Origin of the sequence: Paraburkholderia caledonica, assembly GCF_000383275.1 — a bacterium.
Taxonomy (GTDB): domain Bacteria; phylum Pseudomonadota; class Gammaproteobacteria; order Burkholderiales; family Burkholderiaceae; genus Paraburkholderia; species Paraburkholderia caledonica.
Genome location: NZ_KB911034.1, coordinates 1,044,170 through 1,064,885, shown reverse-complemented (window position 1 = coordinate 1,064,885; position 20,716 = coordinate 1,044,170). Strand labels below are relative to the sequence as shown.

Genomic DNA, 20,716 nt, shown 5'->3' with positions numbered 1-20,716 from the left:
GCGCGATTGCTCAAGCCGCGCAAGTGGAGCGGATGCAAGCGCACACGCAGGTCGTGATCGAAGCATACGGCGATTCCACGACGCTCGGTATTTCATGCAGCGAAGGCCATTGCGCGCCGCAAGCGCAGAACGCCGTGGCTTATCTGCAGGACGAATTGCAGACGCATCACGGCGACCGCGTGCGCGTAACCAACTACGGCGTGGGCGGCACGATGGCCATGCAATTGCTCGACGGCACGGGTAATCGGCGCGCCGGGCCGACCGCCGGTTTGCCATGGCGCGAGCGGCTCGCTGCGTCGCCCGCGCGAATCGTGTTGATCAACTACGGCATCAACGAAGTGATGCAGAACCAGACGCCCGAGCAGTTCTACACGGCGCAAACCGCGCTCGTCAAAACCGCTCGCGCGCTCGGCAAGGAGCCGGTGCTGGAGACATCGAATCCGATGCCCGATAACCGGCTCAATGCGCGGCTCGCCTCGATGGTCGCGATGACGCGTCGCGTAGCCGACGAACAGCATGTGCCGCTCGTCGATCAGTTCGCGTACATCAGCAGTCTGCCGGACTGGAAGACGTTGATGTCCGACGGCGCGCATCCGAAGCCGGGCTTGTACAGGCTCAAGGCCGAGCAGGATTTTCAGGTCGTCGAACCGCTGGTGCGGCGGCTTCTCGATGGCACGCTCTGAGGTGCTCTTTTTTCTTTTACCAATATTGAAGGCAAGCTATGAGCCAACCACGCAAAGCGATCATCACCGGTGTGTCGGGACAAGACGGCGCCTACCTGACCCGATTGTTGCTCGACAAGGGCTATCAGGTCACCGGCACGTATCGGCGCACGAGTTCCGTGAATTTCTGGCGCATGCGCGAGTTGGGCGTGCTCGACCATCCGAATCTGCGTCTCGTCGAACACGATCTGACCGACCTCGGCTCGACGCTGCGTCTGCTCGAAGGCGCGCAGGCCGACGAGTTGTATAACCTCGCCGCGCAGAGTTTCGTGGGCGTATCGTTCGACCAGCCGGTGACGACCGCCGAGGTAACCGGCATCGGCGCACTGAATCTGCTCGAAGGCATCCGCATTCTCAACCCGAAGATGCGCTACTACCAGGCATCGACATCGGAAATGTTCGGGCTCGTGCAGGCGGTGCCGCAACGCGAGGACACGCCCTTCTATCCGCGCAGCCCCTATGGCGTCGCGAAACTGTTCGCCCATTGGTCGACGATCAACTATCGCGAGTCGTATGGTCTCTTTGCGAGCAGCGGCATTCTGTTCAATCACGAATCGCCGCTGCGTGGCCGCGAATTCGTGACGCGCAAGATCACCGACACGGTCGCAAAGATCAAGCTCGGCAAGCAGGATGTGCTGGAACTCGGCAACCTTGGCGCGAAACGCGACTGGGGTTTCGCGCTCGAATATGTGGAAGGCATGTGGCGCATGCTGCAAGCCGACGAGCCGGATACCTTCGTGCTCGCTACCGGCCGCACTGAAACGGTTCGCGACTTCGCGCGCATGGCCTTCGCCGCGGCGGATTATCAGATCGAGTGGTCAGGCAAGGAAGAGCGCGAAACGGGCATCGACGTGGCGACTGGCAAGACGCTCGTGCGCGTGAATCCGAAGTTCTACCGGCCAGCTGAAGTCGATCTGCTGATCGGCTGCGCGGACAAGGCGCGCGAGAAACTCGGCTGGCAGGCGCAGACCACGCTCGAACAACTGTGCCATATGATGGTTCATGCGGACATTGGGCGCAATCAGCAACACGAGACGTTTTAATCAGCGACCCTCAGCAACCGCCCCGCACGCCCGCATTGGGGCGATGCAGTGGCGGCAGCACAAAAGCAGGCACATGAAAAAGGCGCCGGCTCTCTTCTACAGGAGCGGGCGCCTTCTTTATTTCGTCCCGCGAATTTCAACGCTCGATCAATGGACCCCGCCCGAAGCGATGGCCTCGCTGTACACCGACGCCACCCGTTTCGCGATCACCGAGTTATCGAAGTTTTCACGCGCATAGCGCCGGCAGGCATCGGCATCGGGCAACTTCAGCGAGCCACTTAGCGCGCCGGCAAGTCCCGCCGCAATCGCCTTTGCGCCGGTCTCCGGCAGCACCAGATCGGGCGACAGCCCCGCAACCGCCTCGGGCAAGCCGCCAACCGGCGTAACCAGCACCGGCGTGCCCGACGCGAGCGATTCGACCGTGATGAGGCCGAAGCCTTCGAGCGCGACTGTCGGCACCACGCTGATATTCGCCGCGCGATACAGCGCCGCCAGATGCTGATCCGGCACGAAGCCGAGAAGCTTCACGTTGTCCTGCAAGCCGGCCTCGTCGATGCGCGCTTGCAATTCATCCGCGAGACGTCCCTTGCCCGCAATCAGAAGCAGCACATCGGGGTGGCTCGGCTTGAGCAGCCTGATCGCATCGATCAGATCTTCGAGACCCATGCGCCGCACGAGACGCCGCACCGCGAGCACGATCGGTCTGTCCTGCGGCAATTGCAGTTTCAGACGCGCCTCGGCAGGCGTGATGGGCAGATTGAACTGTTCGACGTCGACGCAGCCCGGCACCACACGCACACGCTCCGGCGAGATGCGATAACGCGAAGTCAGAATCTTGCCGAACGCCTCCGACAACACGATGAGGCGCGACGAGCGCGTATAGACCGATTGTTCGAGATAACGCTTCGCGCGCTGACCGAGAGAATCCGCGCCTTCAACATGGCTTTCGTCCGCCCACGGTCCCTGAAAATGCGAGACTTGCGGAATGCCGCGCGTCACGTCGAGGCCCGGAAACGTATAAAGCGCGAAGTGCGACGAGATCACGTCGGGACGCGACGTACTGATTTCCTGGCGCAGCGCGCGACGCGCGGCCATCAGCCGCAAAGGCAGCGACTGGCCGGCGGAGCCGAAACCGTTGATCGCACCGCCTGTGTCGGCGGCAACCTTCGGCGAGCCTGCTACGACGCCGCGCACAGCAACGCCCGCGCCCGGCAGCGCGCCGACCAGCGAGTAATACATGCGGTCGAGGCCGCCCGCGCGCTCCGGGAACCAGTGCATGCCGATCTGCAGCGATTTGATTGAGCTTGTCGTCATTGTCGTTGCCTTATTGCGCCTTTTTGTATCCGGTGAGTAGTGTTGAACGCTAGCGCGTAGCGTCATTCGACGCGCTTGTGTCCGGCCAGCGTGTTCAGCGTGAGCGCGTCGGTCTTCGCGACCACCGCCGCCTCGGCTTCCTTGCGCCGGCGATTCTTCTGCTGCCCCTCGATCTGCCGATACAGCGCGATATATTGCGCGGCCATGCGCGCCCAGCCGAAACCGGTCGCGAGTTCGTTGGCGGCCACGCCCATCTTGCGACGCGCGTCGTCATCGGCGGCGAGGCGTGCGACCGCCCCTGCGAGCGCCATCGGATCGTCCGGATCGTCGAGCACGATCCCGCATTCGGGCGTAATGATTTCAGCGCCGCCCGCGGTGCGCGCGGTCACGACCGGCAGGCCGGCCGCCATCGCTTCGAGCAGCGACAGGCTCATGGCCTCGTAACGCGACGGAAACACGAACGCATCGATCGAATGCATCAGCACCGGCATCTCTTTGACGAGCCCGAGAAAATGCACGCGATGCGCGATGCCAAGCGCCTTCGCCTCGTCCGGATACGGACTGCCCGGCAGAAAGCCCGCCACTGCGATATGCACGTGTTCGGGCAAATGCTTGAGCGCGGCTAGCACGGTGCCGAGGTTCTTGCGCGGCGTACGCAGATCGCCGACGAACAGCAGCAAGAATGCGTCTTGCGGCAAGCCGAATTTCGCGCGATCGCCGGTGGCCGCAGCGAAGCCTTGCGTATCGACGCCGTTGTAGATCACGTCCACACGGTTGTCCGGCGTGAGGCCGATTGCGCGGATTTCATCGGCGACTTTTTGCGAGACCGCCGTAATGACCTTCGAGCGCCGGTAGGCCCAGCGCTCGAGCAACGCATTGCAGCGCGTATATACCGACTGATACGCGGACCACGCGCCCTTCGTGAGACCGAACGGGTAGTACTTGCTGCCGAGCCACCCGCTGTGCACGAAGTGCGACGTGTTGACGTCGGCGGGCATCCACGTGATGAAGCCGTTCACGTGGAGCACGTCGTATTCGCGGCGATGGGAGCGCAGCCACATTGCGCTCTTGAACGCGAACACCTGCTGGCGCAGCAGATTGGTCGGCCACCAGCGGCCGATTTTCATCGGCACCCAGCGGACATTCGGATGAACGAGCAGATCGGGCGCGACGTGCGAGGCAATCAGCGTGACGCCGATATTCTCGTCGAGCGCCGCGCGCGCGATCTCGTGGTTGACGCGCCCCTGGCCGTCGTTATGGCGCACAACGTGCGTGACAATGGCGACTCTCAATCAGTGCCTCCGTGGAAAAGTTGCGTGCGGAATAACGTACCGGCGCGGTTGATTTTTTCGTAATGCACCGCGGAAAGAATCGAAAAAACGCTCATGAAAAGCAGCAGCCCACCAGTGCCGACCAGCGAATTGGTGAACACCAGCATCGCGAAAGTCGCGAGGCACAGGCTCAGACATGCGGACACGTACTTGTCGTTGCGCAGCCTGAACGACGCAAGCACGGCGCGCGTCAATAGCCACACGATGCCGGACATGTAAAGCAGCGTGCCGGGCCAGCCGAGCACGAACGGGATGTTCATCACGCCGCTGTCGAAGTTGCCGTACTGGCCGAGCTGGCCGCCGTCGTTCGAGAGCTTGGTCGAGGTGCCGGTCGCGCCCATGCCTTCGCCGGAGACATCGGTAAAGGCGGTTTTCGCGAAGGTCGCATAGAACTCGTTGCGGGCCGCGTAGCTCTGGTCGTCGTTCAGATTGACGATGGTGGACAAGCGCGCCTGCATCCGCTCGGCCACCGGACCGACGGCGAGGAGCGGCACGCACAGTCCCGCGAGCAACACCGCGCTCGCGACGATGCGCACCCGCACCTTGTTGTTGGACTTGATCAACTGGATCAGCAGCGCGATGATCCAGCCGCCCCATGTGGAGCGCACGAGGCTCAACGCGAACGAAAAGAAACCGAGCGCCGCGGCGACCCAGCGCACGCGATGCGTGGCCGCCATCACGTACACCATCGCGCCCATCATCGCGAACGCGAACGGTCCCGACGAATTCATCGTGCTGAAGACGCGCACGCCCATCGGCACAGGGTCGCCTTGCGAGTTCATCTGCGAGCCGAGCATCCACAGTGCGTCCCACTGCGGCATGATGAAAAACTGGATCAGCCCGTAGCCGCCCATCACGAGCATGCCCCAGATGAACGTGTTCACGATGGTGTCGCGGTACTGCGGATACTGGCGCGTGTTCGCCATGATATGAAAGCCGATCAGAATCGGATACAGCCAGTTCGCAAGGTCGTAGGTGGCCGCGAGCGGGCCGCTCGACACTACGCCGACAAGATAGGCGTAGACGAGTCCGAGCAGAATCAGCAGCACCGGAAGTCCGCGCCGTTGTCCGAGCAGCCTGTAGTAGCGTACGAGCGACAACGCGCTGATCATCGTGACGGCGAGCGGCGCGACCTGGATCAGGCTCGTCGGCGTGAACGAGCCTTTGGACCAGTCGGCAAGGCGGCGCACTTCAGGGCTCAGGAACCATAACCACCACATGAAGCCGACATAGCGCGCCGGGCTCTTGAAGTAGAGCCACAGGCCCGTCGCGATTGCGAGCACGGGAAACGCGAGCGTGAGCACCGTGCCCTGACGCGCGACGATCAGTACGGCCGTGACCAGCCACAGCATGGCTGCGGGCAGCCACTCGCGACGTTTGCGCGACGCACCTACGCTGCCCGGCATGCCGGGTGTGGGCGAAAGGTCGGCTCGCGGAAGCGTCGACATCGCTTAGAGGCCTCCGCGCGATTCTTGCGCGGTGCTGCGTTGAGCATGAGCGCCCACCGCCTTGTCCGCGTCGGCAGAAGGCACCGCGCGGCCGCGTGCCGCGGCGCCGCGAGCGCGTAGCATCTCCTGCGTGATCCGCACATGCTGCATCGCGTAGTGCTGCGTGGTCAGATCGCGCGACAGCAGGCCGGCAGCCGCTGCCTGCGCCTGGCGCAATGCTTCCATGGGCGCGGCGGCGAGCCGGTCAACCGCATCGCGCAACGCAGACGGATTGAACGGCGGAATGTACGCGGCCTCGCCGGCCGGGAAATAATCCTGCAAGGCGCCGACGTCGGTCACGACCATCGGCTTGCCGACCGCCGCCGCCTCCAGCATCACGGTAATACCCGACGCGTGCGTGTTCGGCCGCAACGGCACGACGATCACATCGGCCCAGTCATACAGTTCGTGCTGTTTTCTGATGCCCGAGAACAGCGCGATTTCCACGTTCGGCGCGCGCAGCGACGCGGGAATGCGACGGCGCGTGGCGAGCTTCACCGTGTAGCGCGCGTCGTTGCCGAATGCCCTGATGAGCGTGTCCCAGTCACGGTCGCGGTCGTTGCCGATCGCGGCAATGCGGATCGGCGAATGCGGCTTCCATTCGATCGGCGCCTTAACCGGAAAGTCGCGCGTGTTCAGACCGTAGAGAAGCGGCTTCGCGTCGCGATTGAAATAGCGCTTGCATAGCGCAGCGTTTTCACTCGCGAGCGTGGTCAGCTGATCGGCGCGAGCCATCAGCTTGCGATAGAGCCACTTACGCACGATTCCATACGAAGGCCATTTGTCGAGCAGCCACACGCTTTGCGCGAGCAGAAGCGGCGATGAGTCCGCGCCGGCCTTGCGGCCGCTCAGCAGGAGCATCAACGCGGCTGACAGCCATTCCTGTTCGGTGTGCGTCCAGATCACATCGGAGCGCAACATTTCCGCGCGATTGCGCCACGTATGGATGAAGTCGAAACCAAGCACTGCCTTCAGCGCGCGTCGAATGAGCCGCATCGGCTTACCTTCGCGAGCGTCCTGTGAATAGGTCAGCGCGAACGCGTCCGATTCGGCGTGGTGATAGCCGTACAGGCAACCGATGTTGTCGCCCGGTCGATAGAAACGCGGATCGGCGCCGTAAAACAGATGAACGTGGACCTTCGTACTCATGCAGACACTCCCTTTGCCGATGCTGCAGCGTGTGAGGCGCTGCGTGCTGCTCGCGCCCGTTGCATTGGCCGCCCCGCTCAGGCGGTGCGCGACAGCGCGCGCCGCGCTTCGTGCGCGCCGGTACGCACCGCGCGCCAGCGCGAGAGCTTCAGGCGCGCCTGTTTCGACACGAGCGCGAGCGCCGCATGCGTGAGCCCCGGATAGACGCGTGTGCCGACGAGCGTCCACCACCACCACGCGGTTTCGCGGCGCAACGGCGGCAACTGGTCGCGCAGGATCAGATGGAAATTGAACGCGGCATTGCGCAACGCGGCCATGGTTTGCGCATCGCGGCGGTCGTCGTCGAAACGTTCGGCGGGAAAATGATCGACCGCGACGCGCGGGTCGTACATCAGCTTCCAGCCGGCGTTCTTCACCGCGAGGCTGAACGCCATGTCGTTGTGAACCTGCGCGCCCGCGCCGCGCAGCCGTGCGTCAAAGCGGATGTTGCGCACCGCGTCGCGCCGGTAGCTCATGTTGGCGCCCTTCAGAATGTCGACTTCGCGCGCGCTGCCCACGCCGAGGTGATGGTTGCCGATGATCTTGCCGTGCGCCGTGACCTTGCCGACCAGTGGCCGCTCGCCGTCCAGCACGCGGCCTTTTTCGTGCACCCAGTCGCGCCCGCCGAGCGCGCCGAGCCGGGCGTCGCTCTCGAATGCGGCTGCAATGCGCTGCACCCAGTCGGGATGAGGCGCGGCGTCGTCGTCGGTAATCGCGATTACGTCGCCGTTGGCCGCGTCGAGTCCGCGATTGAGCGCCGCGACCTGGCCGGGTGCTTCGACGAGCGCGACTGAGACCGGCAGCATGCCGGTGACCGCCGGATCGCGCAGACACATATGGGTCGCCTCGTCGTCGGCGCGCGCCACCACCACGACTTCATCGGGCGCGCGCGACTGCCGTTGCAGCGCCGCGAGGCAGCGCGCGAGGTCGGCCGGGCGGCGGTAAGTCGGAACCAGTACCGTCACTTTCATTGCGATGTCCTTGTTGCGATGTCCTGTGTGTTTCATCGTCGGTGTACTCCTGCCCGATCAGGTGCTCAGATATTCCTGGACGGCCGCATAGCTGCGGTCGTAGCCGCCGCGAGCCCGCGCCGGCATGCCGTTGAAGATGCCGCCCTGCACGTGCACGCCCGCTGCCCGCAGACGCTTCAACGCGTCGGTAATCTCGCCCTCGCTGTGCATGCCCGAACGCATCACGAAGAAGGTCGAACCGGCATACGCGCCAATGATCGACGCGTCGGTCACCGCGAGCACCGGCGGCGTGTCGACCAGGATCACGTCGTAGCGTTTCGCGAGACCGTCGAGGTATTGCGGCAGACGCGGCGACATCAGCAGCTCGGACGGATTGGGCGGACGGCGCCCGCACGAAATGAAGCTCAGGTTCTCGATCTCCGACGCACGGATCGCCTCCTCCAGCGAGATCTGGCCGCTCAGCAGCTCCGACAGCCCGTTGTCCTGCGTGCCGCCCAGGAAGCGTTCGAGGACGCCGCGGCGCATGTCGCCGTCGATCATCAGCACGCGCTTGCCCGAATGCGCGAGCAGCACCGCCAGGTTGACCGTGAGGAAGCTCTTGCCGACGCCGGCCATCGGGCCCGTGAGCATGACGATGCGGTTCTTCGCGTCCATCATCGTGAATTGCATCGACGTGCGCAGGCTGCGCAAGCTCTCGACCGTGACGTCCTTCGGCCGCGCGTTGGCGAGCACCGAGCGCAGGCGCTCGCCGCCGCGCTGGAAGCCGTTTTCGAGCAGCGTCTGCTCGGCGCTCATCGGCACGAGCCCGAACACCGGCAGATGGAATGCGCGCTCGATGTGCTCCGGGTCGTCGATGCCCTTGAACATATTGCGGCGCAGGAACACGAAGCCGGTCCCCGCGATCAGCCCGAGGATCGTCGCCGCCGACAGGATCAGCGCCTTCTTCGGCTTGACCGGCGCGCCGGGGCGCAGCGCGGCGTCGACGATATGCACGTTGCCGCCCGTGCCGGCCTTCTGCACCGAAAGCTCCTGCACGCGATTGAGCAGCAGCACGTAGATGTCTTCCGCCACTTTCGCGTCGCGCTGCAACTGCACGGCTTTCACTTCGGTAGCCGGCAGATCGCGAAAGCGATCAGCGTATTTCGCGCGCTGCGCCTGCAACTCGGCCATTTGCTCGCGCGCCGCCTTGAGCATCGGATGGTCGTCGCCGTAACGCTCGATGAGCTGCGCCATCTGCAGACGCAAGCCGGCGATCTGCTGCTCGTACTGCACGCTGCCTTCGAGATACACCTTCGCTTCTTCGCTCGCATTGATCGAGCCGGACTGGCGCTGATACGCGGTCAACGCGGCTTCGGCGCGCTCCAGGTCCGACTTCAGGCGCGGCTCCTCGCTCTTCAGGAAGTCGAGCATCTTGCTCGCGTCGGCCTGCTTGTTGGAAACATGCTGGCGCACATATGACTGCGCGAGCGCATTGGCGACGAGCGCGGCATGCTCGGGGTTCTTGTCCTCCAGCGAAATCTGGATCACGCCGGTTTGCTTGCCCTGCTCCTGCACGCTGATTGCGGACTGGAACGCGCTGATCGCGTCGAGATCGTTCGCGCGGACCACGGTGAATTCCTCGCCCGGACGCGCGACCAGCTTGTTCACCAGCATCGTCACGCCGCCGCCCTGCGCCTGCTGGCCGACTTGTCCGCGCAGCAAGAGCGCGCCGTTTTCCGCATGCAGTTCGTAACGGTCACCGCCGAGCGCCTTCATGGTGAGCTTCTGGCCTTCGAGTGCGGGCAGCACGTCGATCGAATCGATGTCGGCCACTTCACCGCCCCACGCATACGACGACAGGCCGAGCCATGGCCGCGCCGGCTGGCCTGGCGTCGCCATGCGGGCGGCAATGCTGCCGAGAAGCGGCAGCGTCTTCGGCGTGACGCTGAAGTTCAGCTTCATCTGCTCGACCACAGGACCGACGACGCCGCGGCTTTTGATGATCTCGATCTCGGCGTCTGTCGGCAGCGAGGTCGAGCCGCTCGTGATCGCGGCGCCGGTCTGCGTCTGCGTGAGCGCCTGCGACGTGTTGTCGGCCTGCTCGACGCGTACGTGCGCATCGGCCGAATAAATCGGCTTGGCGAGCACACAGTACGCACCGGCAATCGCGACGACCGCCGCGGCGATTGCGATCAGCCACCAGATGTCGTCGAGGATCACTTGCACCAGTTGCCCGAGAACGACGTCCTCTTCTTCGGTCCTGAGCGGTCCGGTCATGTGTGGAGAGATTTGATTGCTCACGATTCGATCCCGTATCGGTTGCTTCTGCGGTTGCTGTCGCGGTTGCTTGCGTGCATCTGCTTCGGCGTTGGCTTATCTGTTGTTTCGCGGGTGCTAGCTGCCTTTGCCCCAGTCCCGCGCCGCAGCCACCGGACGATGGCGCGGCGCGGGACCCCTGGCGACTCACGCGCCTAGCGTGTGAGCTGCTTCAGGTAGAACAGCGTCTGCACGCTCGGCAACACCTGCTGCAACACACGGTTGAACGTGGTCGATGCGGCGGTGCCCACATATACGACGTCCATCGGCTGCAACTGGAACTGCGCGGACAGCATGATCGCGTCGGGCTGCGTCATATCGAGGCGGTACACGTCCGGTGTGGTCGGATGCTCGCGCATGCCTCGCATAACGAAGATCTGGCGCGGATTGGCGTCCGTGTCGAGAATGCCGCCCGCTTGCGTGAGCGCGTCGGCAATCGTCAGACGGCCCTTGAGCATCGGCAACTGGATCGGTGTCTTCACCTCGCCCATCACGAAGATGCGGCTGTTGCTGCGGTCCGGCACGTTGATCACGTCGCCGTTTTGCAGCATCACGTTCTGCGTGGTGTCGCCCGCATCCAGCATGCGGTTCGCGTCGAGCACATAGAGCTTGCTGTTGCGCGTGAGGCGCACGCGCTGGATATCGGCGTCGGCAGTCGTGCCGCCCGAGCGCGTCAGCGCATCGACCAGCGTGAGCGGCACGTCGCTCACCGCGAGCGGGCCCGGCGTCTTCACCTCGCCCGTGACCTGCACTTTCTGGCCGCGGTACGACAGCACGCGCACGTCGACCTGTGGATTGCGGATATAGCGCACGAGTCCGGTCGCGAGCTGATCGCGCAGTTCGCCGACGGTTTTGCCCGCAGCCCGGATGCGGCCGACGAACGGGAAATAGATGGTGCCGTCGGCGGCGATGGTCTGGCCGTACGGATCGGCCTGGCCCGGCAGCGCGGCCGTGTACGGCTGCTGCAACGCGCCGGCGATGGTCTGCGTGCTGGTGCCGCCCGCCGACAGCGTGCTGCCCTGCGGCGTGGTCAGTTCAGGGTGATCCCACACGGTGATGCCGAGAATGTCCTGCGGCGAAAGCCGGTAGACGTATTGCGACGGATCGCTGAAGGTCGACGTAGGCAGCGGGCGCGGCGGCATGCTGGCTTCGGCCTGCGCTTGCGCAGCGACGACGGTAGCGTCGATCACATGGACCGGATAGGTTTCCGCGGGCTGGCTCTCGTGCTGGCCGTCGTCTTTCAGACGCGACGTGTCGAGATAATTGCCCGGTGCGGTGGCGCAGGCCGACAGAAAGGACGTCAGCAGCAGCGTGGCGGCGAACCTGGCTCTGAGGTTCGCTCTGAGGTTCGCTTTGAAGTTAGCGTTGCGGTTCGCGAATGCGCGTGTAGCGTATGCAGCTTGTGTAGCGTGTGTTTTCATCAGCATATTTTTTTCAGCCATCCCATGACCAGGTGTTCGATGAGCTCGAGACTCTCCCTGTAAGCGGATTCCTCGCCGCCGTGCGGATCGGCGACGTCGGGCATGTCTTCCCACTTGCCGAGCGGGAAGACCTTGCCGCGCGAAGCCGGATCGAGAGCTTCGACTTCGCTCGCCTGCGCGCGCTCGCTCACGAGCACGAGGTCGGCGGACCGCACGAGCTGCCGGTCAAGACGACGCGAATAATGTGCGTCGGACGCAACGCCGCGCTCGGCGAGCAGCCGCCGCATGACCGGGTCCATGCCGTGACCGTTCATCGCCCGCACGCCCGCCGAATGAAACGCGATCGCCCCCGCCGACGCATGCGAGCGCGCGGCCTGGCGTGCCTTGAACAGCATTTCGGCGGCGGGCGAACGGCACACGTTGGCGTGACAGACGATCAGAACATTGGCGAACATGTCGGGGCTCCGTGAAGATGCGCGGCGATGCAGCAGCGAGCGGCCTGCCAGCCGGCCTAGTGGCCCGCCTCCGCTGCCGCGAGCGCGTCCGCCGGCGTGAGCGGCAGGCCGTTTGCGCCGACTCTCGCGGGCGCATTGCGCAACGCATGCTGACGGCCGATTGCGTGATACTCGATGCCGAGTTCGAGTAGCGTGTCCGGTTCATACAGGTTGCGGCCGTCGAAAATGAGCGGCGTCTTCAGGATCGTTTTCAGCGCGTCGAAGTCCGGGCTCTTGAAGACCTTCCACTCGGTGAGAATTACGAGCGCGTCGGCGCCGTCGGCAGCTTCCATCTCTTCGTTGGCGAAATGAAGGCGTGCGTGCTGCTGCGGCACGTCCTTCAGATCGAGCGCGAATACGCGCTTCGATTCGTCGATTGCGACCGGGTCATACGCTTTCACGCGCGCGCCGCGGCGCAGCAGCTCGGCGATCAGCGGACGGCTGGGCGCTTCGCGCATGTCGTCGGTATTCGGCTTGAACGCGAGACCCCACACGGCGAACGTGCGGTCCGACAGGTCCTCGCCGAGGCGCGCGACGATCTTCTGCGCAAGCACCTTCTTCTGCGTATCGTTGACGGCTTCCACCGCTTCGAGAATGCGCAGGTTGGCGTTGTGGTCGGCGGCCGTGCGGATCAACGCCTGCACGTCTTTCGGAAAGCACGAACCGCCGTAGCCGCAGCCTGCATACAGGAAGTCGTAGCCGATGCGCGGGTCGGAGCCGATGCCGCGACGCACGGCCTCGATATCGGCGCCCACACGATCGGCCAGATTCGCGAGTTCGTTCATGTACGAGATCCGCGTGGCGAGCATTGCATTCGCCGCGTATTTGGTGAATTCCGCCGAGCGCACGTCCATGTAGAGCGTGCGTTCGCGGTTGCGGTTGAACGGCGCATAGAGGCGCTTCATCAGTTCGCGCGCCTTCTCGCCGGGCACGTCCTCATCGCAACCCAGCACGATGCGGTCGGGCCGCGTGAAGTCTTCGACCGCCGCGCCTTCCTTCAGAAACTCGGGGTTCGATACGACCGAGAACATGTGGCTCAGTCCACGCGTCTCGAGCTCTTGCGCAATCGCTTCGCGCACGCGCGACGCCGTGCCGACCGGCACCGTCGACTTGTCGACGATCACCTTGAAGCCGGTCATATGGCGGCCGATATTGCGCGCGGCGGCGAGTACGTATTGCAGATCGGCGGAGCCGTCTTCGTCGGACGGCGTGCCGACCGCGATGAACTGGATGTCGCCGTGCGCGACCGCCGCTTCGACATCGGTCGAGAACGTGAGGCGGCCCGCCTTGCGATTGCGCGCGATGATCTCCTGCAGACCCGGTTCATGGATCGGCACGCCGCCGTTGTTGAGCACGTCGATCTTGCGCTGATCGACGTCGAGACAGAAGACGTCGTGGCCGATGTCGGCCAGACATGCGCCCGTTACGAGGCCTACGTAGCCACTACCGATGATCGTCAGGTTCATGTATTACCTCGCAGGAAATTGGAGTTGGTTCAATATGCGTTGTTGCCGACAAAGCCCTTCCACAGCGTCAGCACGACGATCTTGATGTCGAGCCAGAAGGTCCAGTGCTGCATGTAGTAGAGATCGAGCTTGACGCGGCCCATCATCTTTTCGATGCGGTCGGTTTCGCCGCGATAGCCGTTGATCTGCGCCCAACCGGTGATGCCCGGCTTGATCCGGTAGCGGTGCATGTAACCCTTTACCAGATCCTTGTAGATGTCGTCGTGTTCGAGCGCGTGCGGACGCGGCCCGACCACCGACATCTCGCCGCGCAGCACGTTGATGAACTGCGGCAGTTCGTCGAGGCTCGTGCGGCGCAGGAACGCACCCACCGCGGTGATACGCGGATCGCGTCGCGTCGCCTGAGTGATCCTGCCGGCCTCTTCCTTGTGCACTTTCATCGAACGGAATTTGTAAATCTCGAACTCGTGTCCGTCGATGCCCTTACGCTTCTGGCGGAAGAACACGGGGCCCGGCGAACTGAGCTTGACCATCGCCGCGATCACGAGCATCACCGGAGCGAGCGCGGTCAAGGCGGCGAGCGCAAAGAGCCGGTCGAAGATGCGCTTGGGCAGCACGCGCAAATCGGTGATCGGCGACGCCGCCAGATTGATCGCCGGCACGCCGAGCAACTCGACCATCGGCTGATTGAAAAGAGTCAGGCTGCGCACATCGGGAATGAAGCGGATATTCACGAAGTCGTTGCGCAGATCCATCACGAAGCGATGGATCTCCTTCTCCTTCGAGATCGGCAGTGCGAGCCACAACTCGCGAATCGCGCGCTGCCGGACGAGCTCGATCATGCGCTGATAGTCCCGCTCGACGGGCACGCCTTCGATCGCGTCGGACGTATCCGGGTCTTCGTACGGGTTCACGGTGGCGTCTTCGTCGAATACGACGACGGGGCTAAAGCCCGCGTCCGGACGGCTGCGCATCTGCTGGATCAGGAAGCGCCCATACGGCGCGCCGCCCACGATCGCCACCGCGCGCTGGTTGAAACCTTCGCGGCGCAGTCCGCGCAGAATCGAATAGACGATTACCTTCGTGACGATCAGCAGCACGATGGTGGCGACCGCCCAATACACGAGCCACAGCCGCGACAGACTGTCCGCGCGATGCAGCGTGAAACTGATGAGCACGCCGGTGACTTCCACCATCGCCCAGCCGCCCGCGACGCGGCACAGCAGGTCGTACAGCGGCTTGCCGCGCCATGACTGGTAGATGCCGAGCGCCGGAAAGAACACCACGACGAGCAGGACATCGAAAGCGAGCGACACGCTTTGCATATCGTCCAGCCACACCACTTTCCCGTTGTGCACGGCCGCCGCGATCGCGGCGCCGAGCGCAACCATCGCGATGTCGATGATTCTCGATAGAACGCTCAGCATGTGCTGCCCCTCAGTTCGTCAGTCAAGTGCCATCCCGTCGGTTAGTCGGCTGGTGGGTTCGAAAGGGTTCGAAATACGCGGCCAGGTCATTCCCGCAAGAGCACGCCCAACGCCGGTCATCGCGTTGGCGAAAAATTGCCCGACGCGAAACGAGTTGAAGCGGTGCTAATTGCAGTTCCGTTTCCCGCATGGCTAAACCGGATACGCGGCCGCAGCGAAAAACGTGTCTCGGAATGAGTGAATGTCCTTCTGCAGGTATAGATAAAGCGTTATTAAAATTCGCTTCGCAAGGCTGCAAAAATCTCAAAATGTATCGGTCGAAATTCCTGCATTTTTGGCGCAATTTATTCGGCACTTTTTACCGGAAAAGATGCGTTATCACGGTGTTTTGAGGCGCCCGTGCGCCCGTTTTGGCGTTCTGCAGCCGAAGTTTTTTCTTCGTGCCCTGCCGGCTCGATAGATTGGTCCCGCTCATCCATCGGCGTTAAAAAAATACGTCGTCAGTTTTTTGCGCTTAATTTTTATTTTTGGAACCGCGGCGGTGACATTCTTTGTTCACGAGACGTCGAATTTATAGCCTCGTTTATATAGTTTTAATTTAACGCGCTTTTATTGATTTCGTCCTTCGTGATAAAACTCGATGCATTCACCCAGCCCCGAGGAGTCCATCATGACAGCTCCGGTTACGGCCACGTCCGCCGACACCCGGTCCACGCAAGCGACGTCCACGCACGTCAAACTGAAGGTCCATCCCGTGATTCTGGCGGGCGGCTCCGGCACGAGGTTGTGGCCGATGTCGCGCGAACAGCACCCGAAACAGTTGATCGGCCTGCTCGGCGATGATTCGCTGCTGCAATCCACCACGCGCCGTCTCGACGGCCTCGAGGCCGGTTATCCGCTGACCGGCCAACTCGTCGTGGTGGCCAACGAGGAACAGCGCTTCACGACCGCCGAGCAGTTGCGCACGAGCGGCAAACCAAGCAGGCTGATACTCGAACCCGTGGGCCGCGATACGGCACCTGCATTGACCGTGGCCGCGCTTTCAATCGCCGCGCAGGACGAGGACGGCATCATGGTCGTGATGCCCGCGGATCATGCGGTCACCGACCTCGACGGATTTCATGCAGCGGTCGCCGCAGGCGTGCAGCATGCAGCGGCGGGCAATATCGTCACGATGGGCATCGTGCCGACTCGTGCGGAAACGGGCTATGGCTATATCCGCATCGGCGCGCCTGTCGCTACACCTGGCAATCCTGATGAAACGAGGGCAGACAATGCCGCGCAAGATGCCGCATGGGATGCCGCCGACGCCGACGCTCCGATCGCCGCACACAAGCTCGACCGCTTTGTCGAAAAGCCGCATCTCGAACTTGCGCAGCGCTACGTCGAATCGCGTGAATACTGGTGGAACAGCGGCATTTTCATCATGCGCGCGTCGACCTGGCTGAAGGCGATCCGCCACTTTCAGCCCGCCATTTACGAAGCATGCGACGCGGCTTATGCGGGCGGCAAATCAGATGGCGATTTCTTCCGGCTGCAGCGCGATGCGTTCAGCGCGTCGCCGTCCAACTCGATCGACTATGCAGTGATGGAGCAGCTCGGCAACGATCAGACCGCGGCCGCGGGCGTTGTCATGCCTTTGAATGCGGGCTGGTCGGACGTGGGCTCATGGGACGCGATCTGGGACATCTCCGAGAAAGACGCCGAGCAGAATGTCGGCCGCGGGCGTGTGATGTTCGAAGGCGCATCTTCCACGTTTGCCCATTCGGAAGGACGCCTGATTGCCTGCGTGGGCACGCAGGATCTGGTCGTAGTCGAAACGGCCGACGCCATTCTCGTCGCGGATAAATCGCGTGTGCAGGACGTCAAGAAGATCGTGGCGCGTATTCGCAGCGAGGGCGGCCTCGAAGCAGCCAACCATCGCAAGGTGCATCGCCCGTGGGGCAACTACGATTCCGTCGACTCCGGCGAGCGCTTCCAGGTCAAGCGTATCGTCGTGAAGCCGGGCGCTCGCCTCTCGCTGCAAATGCATCATCACCGCGCCGAACATTGGATTGTCGTGCGCGGCACCGCGCTCGTCACGCGAGGTGAAGAGCGCTTTATCGTCTCCGAAAACGAATCGGCGTATATCCCGCTAGGTGTCACGCACCGTCTTGAGAATCCCGGCAAGATGCCGCTCGAAATGATCGAGGTGCAATCCGGTTCGTATCTCGGCGAAGACGATATCGTGCGCTTCGACGACACCTACGGACGCCAGTAAAGTACTGGATCACGTACGCGAAGTCACTTGCAGGCACAGCCTTGAATCACAGCGAATGAAGCGGAAACCTGCGGCGGTTGCTCCGACAGCCGCGGGGTACTGCGTGCTCATCCCGCGTGGGAGATGAGTTCTGTGTATGACGGATAACGCTCTGCTGCTTCGCGTTCGGTGACTACATGTGCTGCCGCGTCGGCAGCATTCACCGCATTCACCGCGTTTGCAATATTCGCCGGGACTGACGTAGTCACGGCGGACGGTTCGCTCGCATAACGCCGCAGCGGTCCGCGAAACGCATTCAGCGGACCATGCAACGGCGCGCCATGATGCGCGGCGACCGGCTCCGGCACATGACGCAGCCCAGGCAACGGACGCGCCGGCGCCCCGGCATACGGCGCATGAGTGGCCGGTCCATTCGGCGCATAACCTGGCTTGTGCGTTTGCATTGGCGTTGCATGCTGTTGCGGCGCGCGGACCTGGGGCGCGGCTTGCGCTGCGGCCAGCGTACGGCACTCGCGATCGACCCACTGCGCCGCCCACTCGAACGCATACTGCTCGGCGGCCTGGGGATCGGCGAAACGCGGACCGACGAGACCGGAACGCTCGACGCGCCTGCCGTCCATCATGATCTCCGCCCATGCGCGATACATATCGTTGGGCACACGCTCGGCGGCAACGTAGATCAGGTAGCCATGCCGCTCAGCAACTTGCCGGCCCCGCGGTGCGAGACTTGCCGGCAGCGGGCTGCGCTGCAACGCTGCCGCGGGCATTTTTCGCGCCGACGCAATTGCCGAATCCAGACCCTGCATGGCGGCGCCGACTGCACCGGCTTCGCCTATCGCGCCGAGGTCCACGCGCAGCGCAGGGCGCGGCGCATAGGCGACCGAAGGCGTCGGAAAGGCCGGTGCGCGTGCTACTGCCGGCGGTGCATACGGCGTATGCGGTGCGGACTGTTCGGTTGGCGCGACATTGTCGATACCAGCCAGCTGACGTGTGATGTCGGCAAATGGATCGGCGCAACGCCAGTCGCGCGCGTGAGACGGAAGCGCCGCGTGCAGAGCATTCGCGCCGTTGCCGCTCGTGCCGGGCGCCTGCCAGGACTCGGGGCTCTTCCACGTCACACCGCGCGGAGCGTCGTCGCGCGATCTCGAGGTTTCCGCGACCTGCGCGGCCGGCTTGCCCGCAGGCTTTGCGGCAACCAGCGGCGCAGGTTGAGGCACGTACGCGAACGTGCGTCCGGTCCTGGACAGGAGCCGAACCATCTCGAGCAGCGTGCCGTTCAACTGCCATTCTTCAAAGCGGCGCCGGCAAGTAGGACCCGACGGATACCGTCCCGGCAGCTTCGACCACGGCTCACCGGTGGTGAGGATCCACAACACTGCATTCGCCACGACACGTGGATCGGCACGAGGCCGCCCGCGTCGGTTCAGACGGACGGCCGGCTCATCTGAGACAAGCGCTGAGAGCAGCGCCCATTCGTCATTGCTTAGCTCATCGAAAAACATGGATTTTCTCCACGCAGCCTGGCCGGGCCGCGGCTTTGGGCTGACCACGGATTCAACTTTCACGATCCGTGTGTAGCCCTCGGTTGCACAAATATGTTTTGTACTTCTGTCTGGTGATCAATACCGCCCTGTGTTAGTGCGGTTTGTCCCTATTGCGAAGCACAGAACGTGGTCTCACTCGTGCATGGGAGAATTGTGCACGAAGCATACCACCACCAGGGTTTGCGTGAATATCGTTGCGACAAGTGTTACGGATAGAAACAAACTTCTCTTGCGCATTCCGTCTTTTCACGTCAAGCCGTAACGGAAATGCTTGCTGCGATAGCACCGGTTTTTCTGTAGCGAGCCTGAGAATTCGAAAAAGCCGCGAATAAACTTATGCGATTTCGCAGTCACGACGGCACTCGAGATTTTTCGAAATTTTGACGTAGCCGGCTGCGTCAGTTGGTTGCGGGCGCATCGAGCTCAAGGTGCCGACGCTTGATGACATCGATGTGGCAAGCAAGGCTCTCGCGCCTCGTGGCAACAGCGCGGGCGAGGCACCTCGCCCGCGGGTTCGTCGGCGCGTTCAATTAGCGGACTGGAGTGGCTGCGCCCTCGCCGACCACGGTCGTCCACTCGCGCACGCGCCAGCGTTTCACAAGGCCCGCTTGCACGTACGGATCCGCCTTGGCAAAGGCCTCGGCGGCTGCGGGCGACTCGCCGGTGAAAAGCAGCACGGCGGTGTCCACGGGGTCGTTCAATGCGCCGGCAAGCAGCAGTTCGCCGCGCTCCGCCGCAGCCCAAGCAAGTTTCAGATGCCGCTCGCGGTGCGCGCCGCGCTGTTCGAGATAGTCGGGCACAAGGTCATAGGTCAGCAGATAGTGCATGGCATGCTCCTCTGGTTTGTCTGACGCGACAGCATCGGCGCCCCATGCACACCGCCGCGGCAGATAGATTTCGGAATTTCGGTCCGGATTTCCTTACCAATTGCTATTCGTGTGCGGGCGCAGCAAAAAGAACAATTCAGCGCGAATTTTTTTATTCCGCCACTCGCAGCGGCAACATGGCGATTTACGGCCCGGCTGCATTCGTCAATTAATCTGCAATGCATAACATAATGGCCTGTCCGCAATTGGGCCTTCTGAATGCCGCGAATGCCGCAAGCGCCGCTACATCAGGGAAAACACGCGGGTGCGCATGTCAACGCAAACGCGGTTTTGGCCGTTGATGCAGACAGCATTTGCCATAATGGACCTGCCGAGGGCCGGATGCGTAGACGCCCGCGTGCATGAAGACCAAAAACGTTTCTACACCGATGGGAGTGTCACATGAAATTCCAATCCACAATCGCTGCATTGGTACTCGGCGCCGTCCTCGCTTCGCCCGCGTTTGCAGAGAACAGCCAGCAAACCAAGATGGCGGACTGTAACAAGCAGGCCGCCGACAAGAAAGGCGACGAGCGCAAGGCGTTCATGAAAACCTGCCTTTCCGCGAAGCCGGCCGCCGCACCAATGAGCCAGCAGGACAAGATGAAGGCGTGCAACGTGCAAGCCACCGGCAAGAAAGGCGACGAACGTAAAGCGTTCATGAAGAGCTGCCTGTCTTCCGCGCCGGCCAACTGAGTCCGGACATCGCCGGAAAGCGCCGCGTACCTCGCGGCGCTCGATCGTCGCATTATGCTGTCTGCGTTTTTCCGTCACGCGCTTTCCCCGCCCTTCTCCGTGCCGCCGCCCGAACGCGCCGTTTTTCTTCTATGATGGCTGCGGAGACGGCCCACCCCACACAATATCCATACGGGCCGCCATCTTGTCGT

At 63.1% G+C, this 20,716-nt stretch carries 16 protein-coding genes; 4 read left to right on the top strand and 12 right to left on the bottom strand.

Annotation, left to right across the window (positions count from 1 at the left end; translation table 11 throughout):
• The first annotated feature begins 32 nt into the window (after positions 1 to 32).
• Positions 33 to 683 (top strand): SGNH/GDSL hydrolase family protein, encoded by a 651-nt coding sequence (locus tag H281_RS0104920; protein WP_020065963.1) that lies wholly within the window; start codon positions 33 to 35, stop codon positions 681 to 683.
• 38 nt (positions 684 to 721) lie between these two features.
• Positions 722 to 1,765 carry a GDP-mannose 4,6-dehydratase gene (gmd, locus tag H281_RS0104915; protein ID WP_020065962.1) on the top strand — a complete coding sequence of 348 codons (1,044 nt, stop codon included), beginning with the start codon at positions 722 to 724 and terminating at the stop codon, positions 1,763 to 1,765.
• Between the two features lie 147 nt (positions 1,766 to 1,912).
• On the opposite strand, the gene H281_RS0104910 is transcribed toward gmd, so the two are convergent.
• From H281_RS0104910 to H281_RS0104865, 10 genes are all read right to left on the bottom strand, one after another.
• Positions 1,913 to 3,079 carry a glycosyltransferase family 4 protein gene (locus H281_RS0104910; RefSeq protein ID WP_020065961.1) on the bottom strand — a complete coding sequence of 389 codons (1,167 nt, stop codon included), beginning with the start codon at positions 3,077 to 3,079 and terminating at the stop codon, positions 1,913 to 1,915.
• Between the two features lie 62 nt (positions 3,080 to 3,141).
• Positions 3,142 to 4,371, bottom strand: a complete 1,230-nt coding sequence (locus tag H281_RS0104905; protein ID WP_020065960.1) for a glycosyltransferase family 4 protein — start codon at positions 4,369 to 4,371, stop codon at positions 3,142 to 3,144.
• A complete protein-coding gene (locus H281_RS0104900) occupies positions 4,368 to 5,858 on the bottom strand; it encodes a glucose-6-phosphate isomerase (RefSeq protein WP_020065959.1) in 1,491 nt (496 codons plus the stop codon). The genes H281_RS0104905 and H281_RS0104900 overlap by 4 nt, the downstream gene beginning before the upstream one ends.
• A 3-nt stretch (positions 5,859 to 5,861) precedes the next feature.
• Positions 5,862 to 7,046 carry a glycosyltransferase gene (locus H281_RS0104895; RefSeq protein ID WP_020065958.1) on the bottom strand — a complete coding sequence of 395 codons (1,185 nt, stop codon included), beginning with the start codon at positions 7,044 to 7,046 and terminating at the stop codon, positions 5,862 to 5,864.
• A gap of 77 nt (positions 7,047 to 7,123) precedes the next feature.
• Positions 7,124 to 8,056, bottom strand: coding sequence for a glycosyltransferase family 2 protein (locus H281_RS0104890; protein WP_027804294.1), 933 nt, complete (start codon positions 8,054 to 8,056; stop codon positions 7,124 to 7,126).
• A 57-nt stretch (positions 8,057 to 8,113) separates the two neighbouring features.
• Positions 8,114 to 10,312, bottom strand: coding sequence for a polysaccharide biosynthesis tyrosine autokinase (locus tag H281_RS0104885; protein ID WP_020065956.1), 2,199 nt, complete (start codon positions 10,310 to 10,312; stop codon positions 8,114 to 8,116).
• 194 nt (positions 10,313 to 10,506) lie between these two features.
• The gene (locus H281_RS0104880; RefSeq protein ID WP_020065955.1) at positions 10,507 to 11,778 is read right to left on the bottom strand and encodes a polysaccharide biosynthesis/export family protein; all 1,272 of its coding nucleotides are present in this window, start codon (positions 11,776 to 11,778) and stop codon (positions 10,507 to 10,509) included.
• Positions 11,772 to 12,227, bottom strand: coding sequence for an arsenate reductase/protein-tyrosine-phosphatase family protein (locus H281_RS0104875; protein WP_020065954.1), 456 nt, complete (start codon positions 12,225 to 12,227; stop codon positions 11,772 to 11,774). The genes H281_RS0104880 and H281_RS0104875 overlap by 7 nt, the downstream gene beginning before the upstream one ends.
• Before the next feature lie 56 nt (positions 12,228 to 12,283).
• Entirely contained in the window at positions 12,284 to 13,732 is a 1,449-nt protein-coding gene (locus H281_RS0104870; RefSeq protein ID WP_020065953.1) for a UDP-glucose dehydrogenase family protein, read from the bottom strand.
• A gap of 29 nt (positions 13,733 to 13,761) precedes the next feature.
• Positions 13,762 to 15,159 carry an undecaprenyl-phosphate glucose phosphotransferase gene (locus tag H281_RS0104865; protein ID WP_020065952.1) on the bottom strand — a complete coding sequence of 466 codons (1,398 nt, stop codon included), beginning with the start codon at positions 15,157 to 15,159 and terminating at the stop codon, positions 13,762 to 13,764.
• 670 nt (positions 15,160 to 15,829) lie between these two features.
• Here H281_RS0104865 and H281_RS0104860 point away from each other — a divergent pair.
• Positions 15,830 to 17,419: a mannose-1-phosphate guanylyltransferase/mannose-6-phosphate isomerase gene (locus H281_RS0104860; RefSeq protein ID WP_020065951.1), complete on the top strand. Its 1,590-nt coding sequence runs from the start codon at positions 15,830 to 15,832 to the stop codon at positions 17,417 to 17,419.
• 107 nt (positions 17,420 to 17,526) lie between these two features.
• Here the strand turns inward: H281_RS0104860 and H281_RS0104855 are convergent, their stop codons facing one another.
• The gene (locus H281_RS0104855) at positions 17,527 to 18,921 is read right to left on the bottom strand and encodes a transposase (protein WP_020065950.1); all 1,395 of its coding nucleotides are present in this window, start codon (positions 18,919 to 18,921) and stop codon (positions 17,527 to 17,529) included.
• Positions 18,922 to 19,493: 572 nt separating this feature from the next.
• Positions 19,494 to 19,790, bottom strand: coding sequence for a YciI-like protein (locus tag H281_RS0104850; RefSeq protein ID WP_020065949.1), 297 nt, complete (start codon positions 19,788 to 19,790; stop codon positions 19,494 to 19,496).
• 441 nt (positions 19,791 to 20,231) lie between these two features.
• Here H281_RS0104850 and H281_RS0104840 point away from each other — a divergent pair, with 441 nt between their 5' ends.
• A complete protein-coding gene (locus tag H281_RS0104840; protein WP_020065947.1) occupies positions 20,232 to 20,525 on the top strand; it encodes a PsiF family protein in 294 nt (97 codons plus the stop codon).
• Positions 20,526 to 20,716 lie beyond the last annotated feature (191 nt).

Bases quoted from the DNA above. Each gene is read 5' to 3' on its own strand.
- H281_RS0104920 (WP_020065963.1), top strand. From the start codon at position 33: ATGCAAGCGCACACGCAGGTCGTGATCGAAGCATACGGCGATTCCACG.
- gmd (WP_020065962.1), top strand. From the start codon at position 722: ATGAGCCAACCACGCAAAGCGATCATCACCGGTGTGTCGGGACAAGAC.
- H281_RS0104910 (WP_020065961.1), bottom strand. From the start codon at position 3,079: ATGACGACAAGCTCAATCAAATCGCTGCAGATCGGCATGCACTGGTTC.
- H281_RS0104900 (WP_020065959.1), bottom strand. From the start codon at position 5,858: ATGTCGACGCTTCCGCGAGCCGACCTTTCGCCCACACCCGGCATGCCG.
- H281_RS0104895 (WP_020065958.1), bottom strand. From the start codon at position 7,046: ATGAGTACGAAGGTCCACGTTCATCTGTTTTACGGCGCCGATCCGCGT.
- H281_RS0104890 (WP_027804294.1), bottom strand. From the start codon at position 8,056: ATGAAAGTGACGGTACTGGTTCCGACTTACCGCCGCCCGGCCGACCTC.
- H281_RS0104885 (WP_020065956.1), bottom strand. From the start codon at position 10,312: ATGACCGGACCGCTCAGGACCGAAGAAGAGGACGTCGTTCTCGGGCAA.
- H281_RS0104880 (WP_020065955.1), bottom strand. From the start codon at position 11,778: ATGCTGATGAAAACACACGCTACACAAGCTGCATACGCTACACGCGCA.
- H281_RS0104875 (WP_020065954.1), bottom strand. From the start codon at position 12,227: ATGTTCGCCAATGTTCTGATCGTCTGTCACGCCAACGTGTGCCGTTCG.
- H281_RS0104870 (WP_020065953.1), bottom strand. From the start codon at position 13,732: ATGAACCTGACGATCATCGGTAGTGGCTACGTAGGCCTCGTAACGGGC.
- H281_RS0104865 (WP_020065952.1), bottom strand. From the start codon at position 15,159: ATGCTGAGCGTTCTATCGAGAATCATCGACATCGCGATGGTTGCGCTC.
- H281_RS0104860 (WP_020065951.1), top strand. From the start codon at position 15,830: ATGACAGCTCCGGTTACGGCCACGTCCGCCGACACCCGGTCCACGCAA.
- H281_RS0104855 (WP_020065950.1), bottom strand. From the start codon at position 18,921: ATGTTTTTCGATGAGCTAAGCAATGACGAATGGGCGCTGCTCTCAGCG.
- H281_RS0104850 (WP_020065949.1), bottom strand. From the start codon at position 19,790: ATGCACTATCTGCTGACCTATGACCTTGTGCCCGACTATCTCGAACAG.
- H281_RS0104840 (WP_020065947.1), top strand. From the start codon at position 20,232: ATGAAATTCCAATCCACAATCGCTGCATTGGTACTCGGCGCCGTCCTC.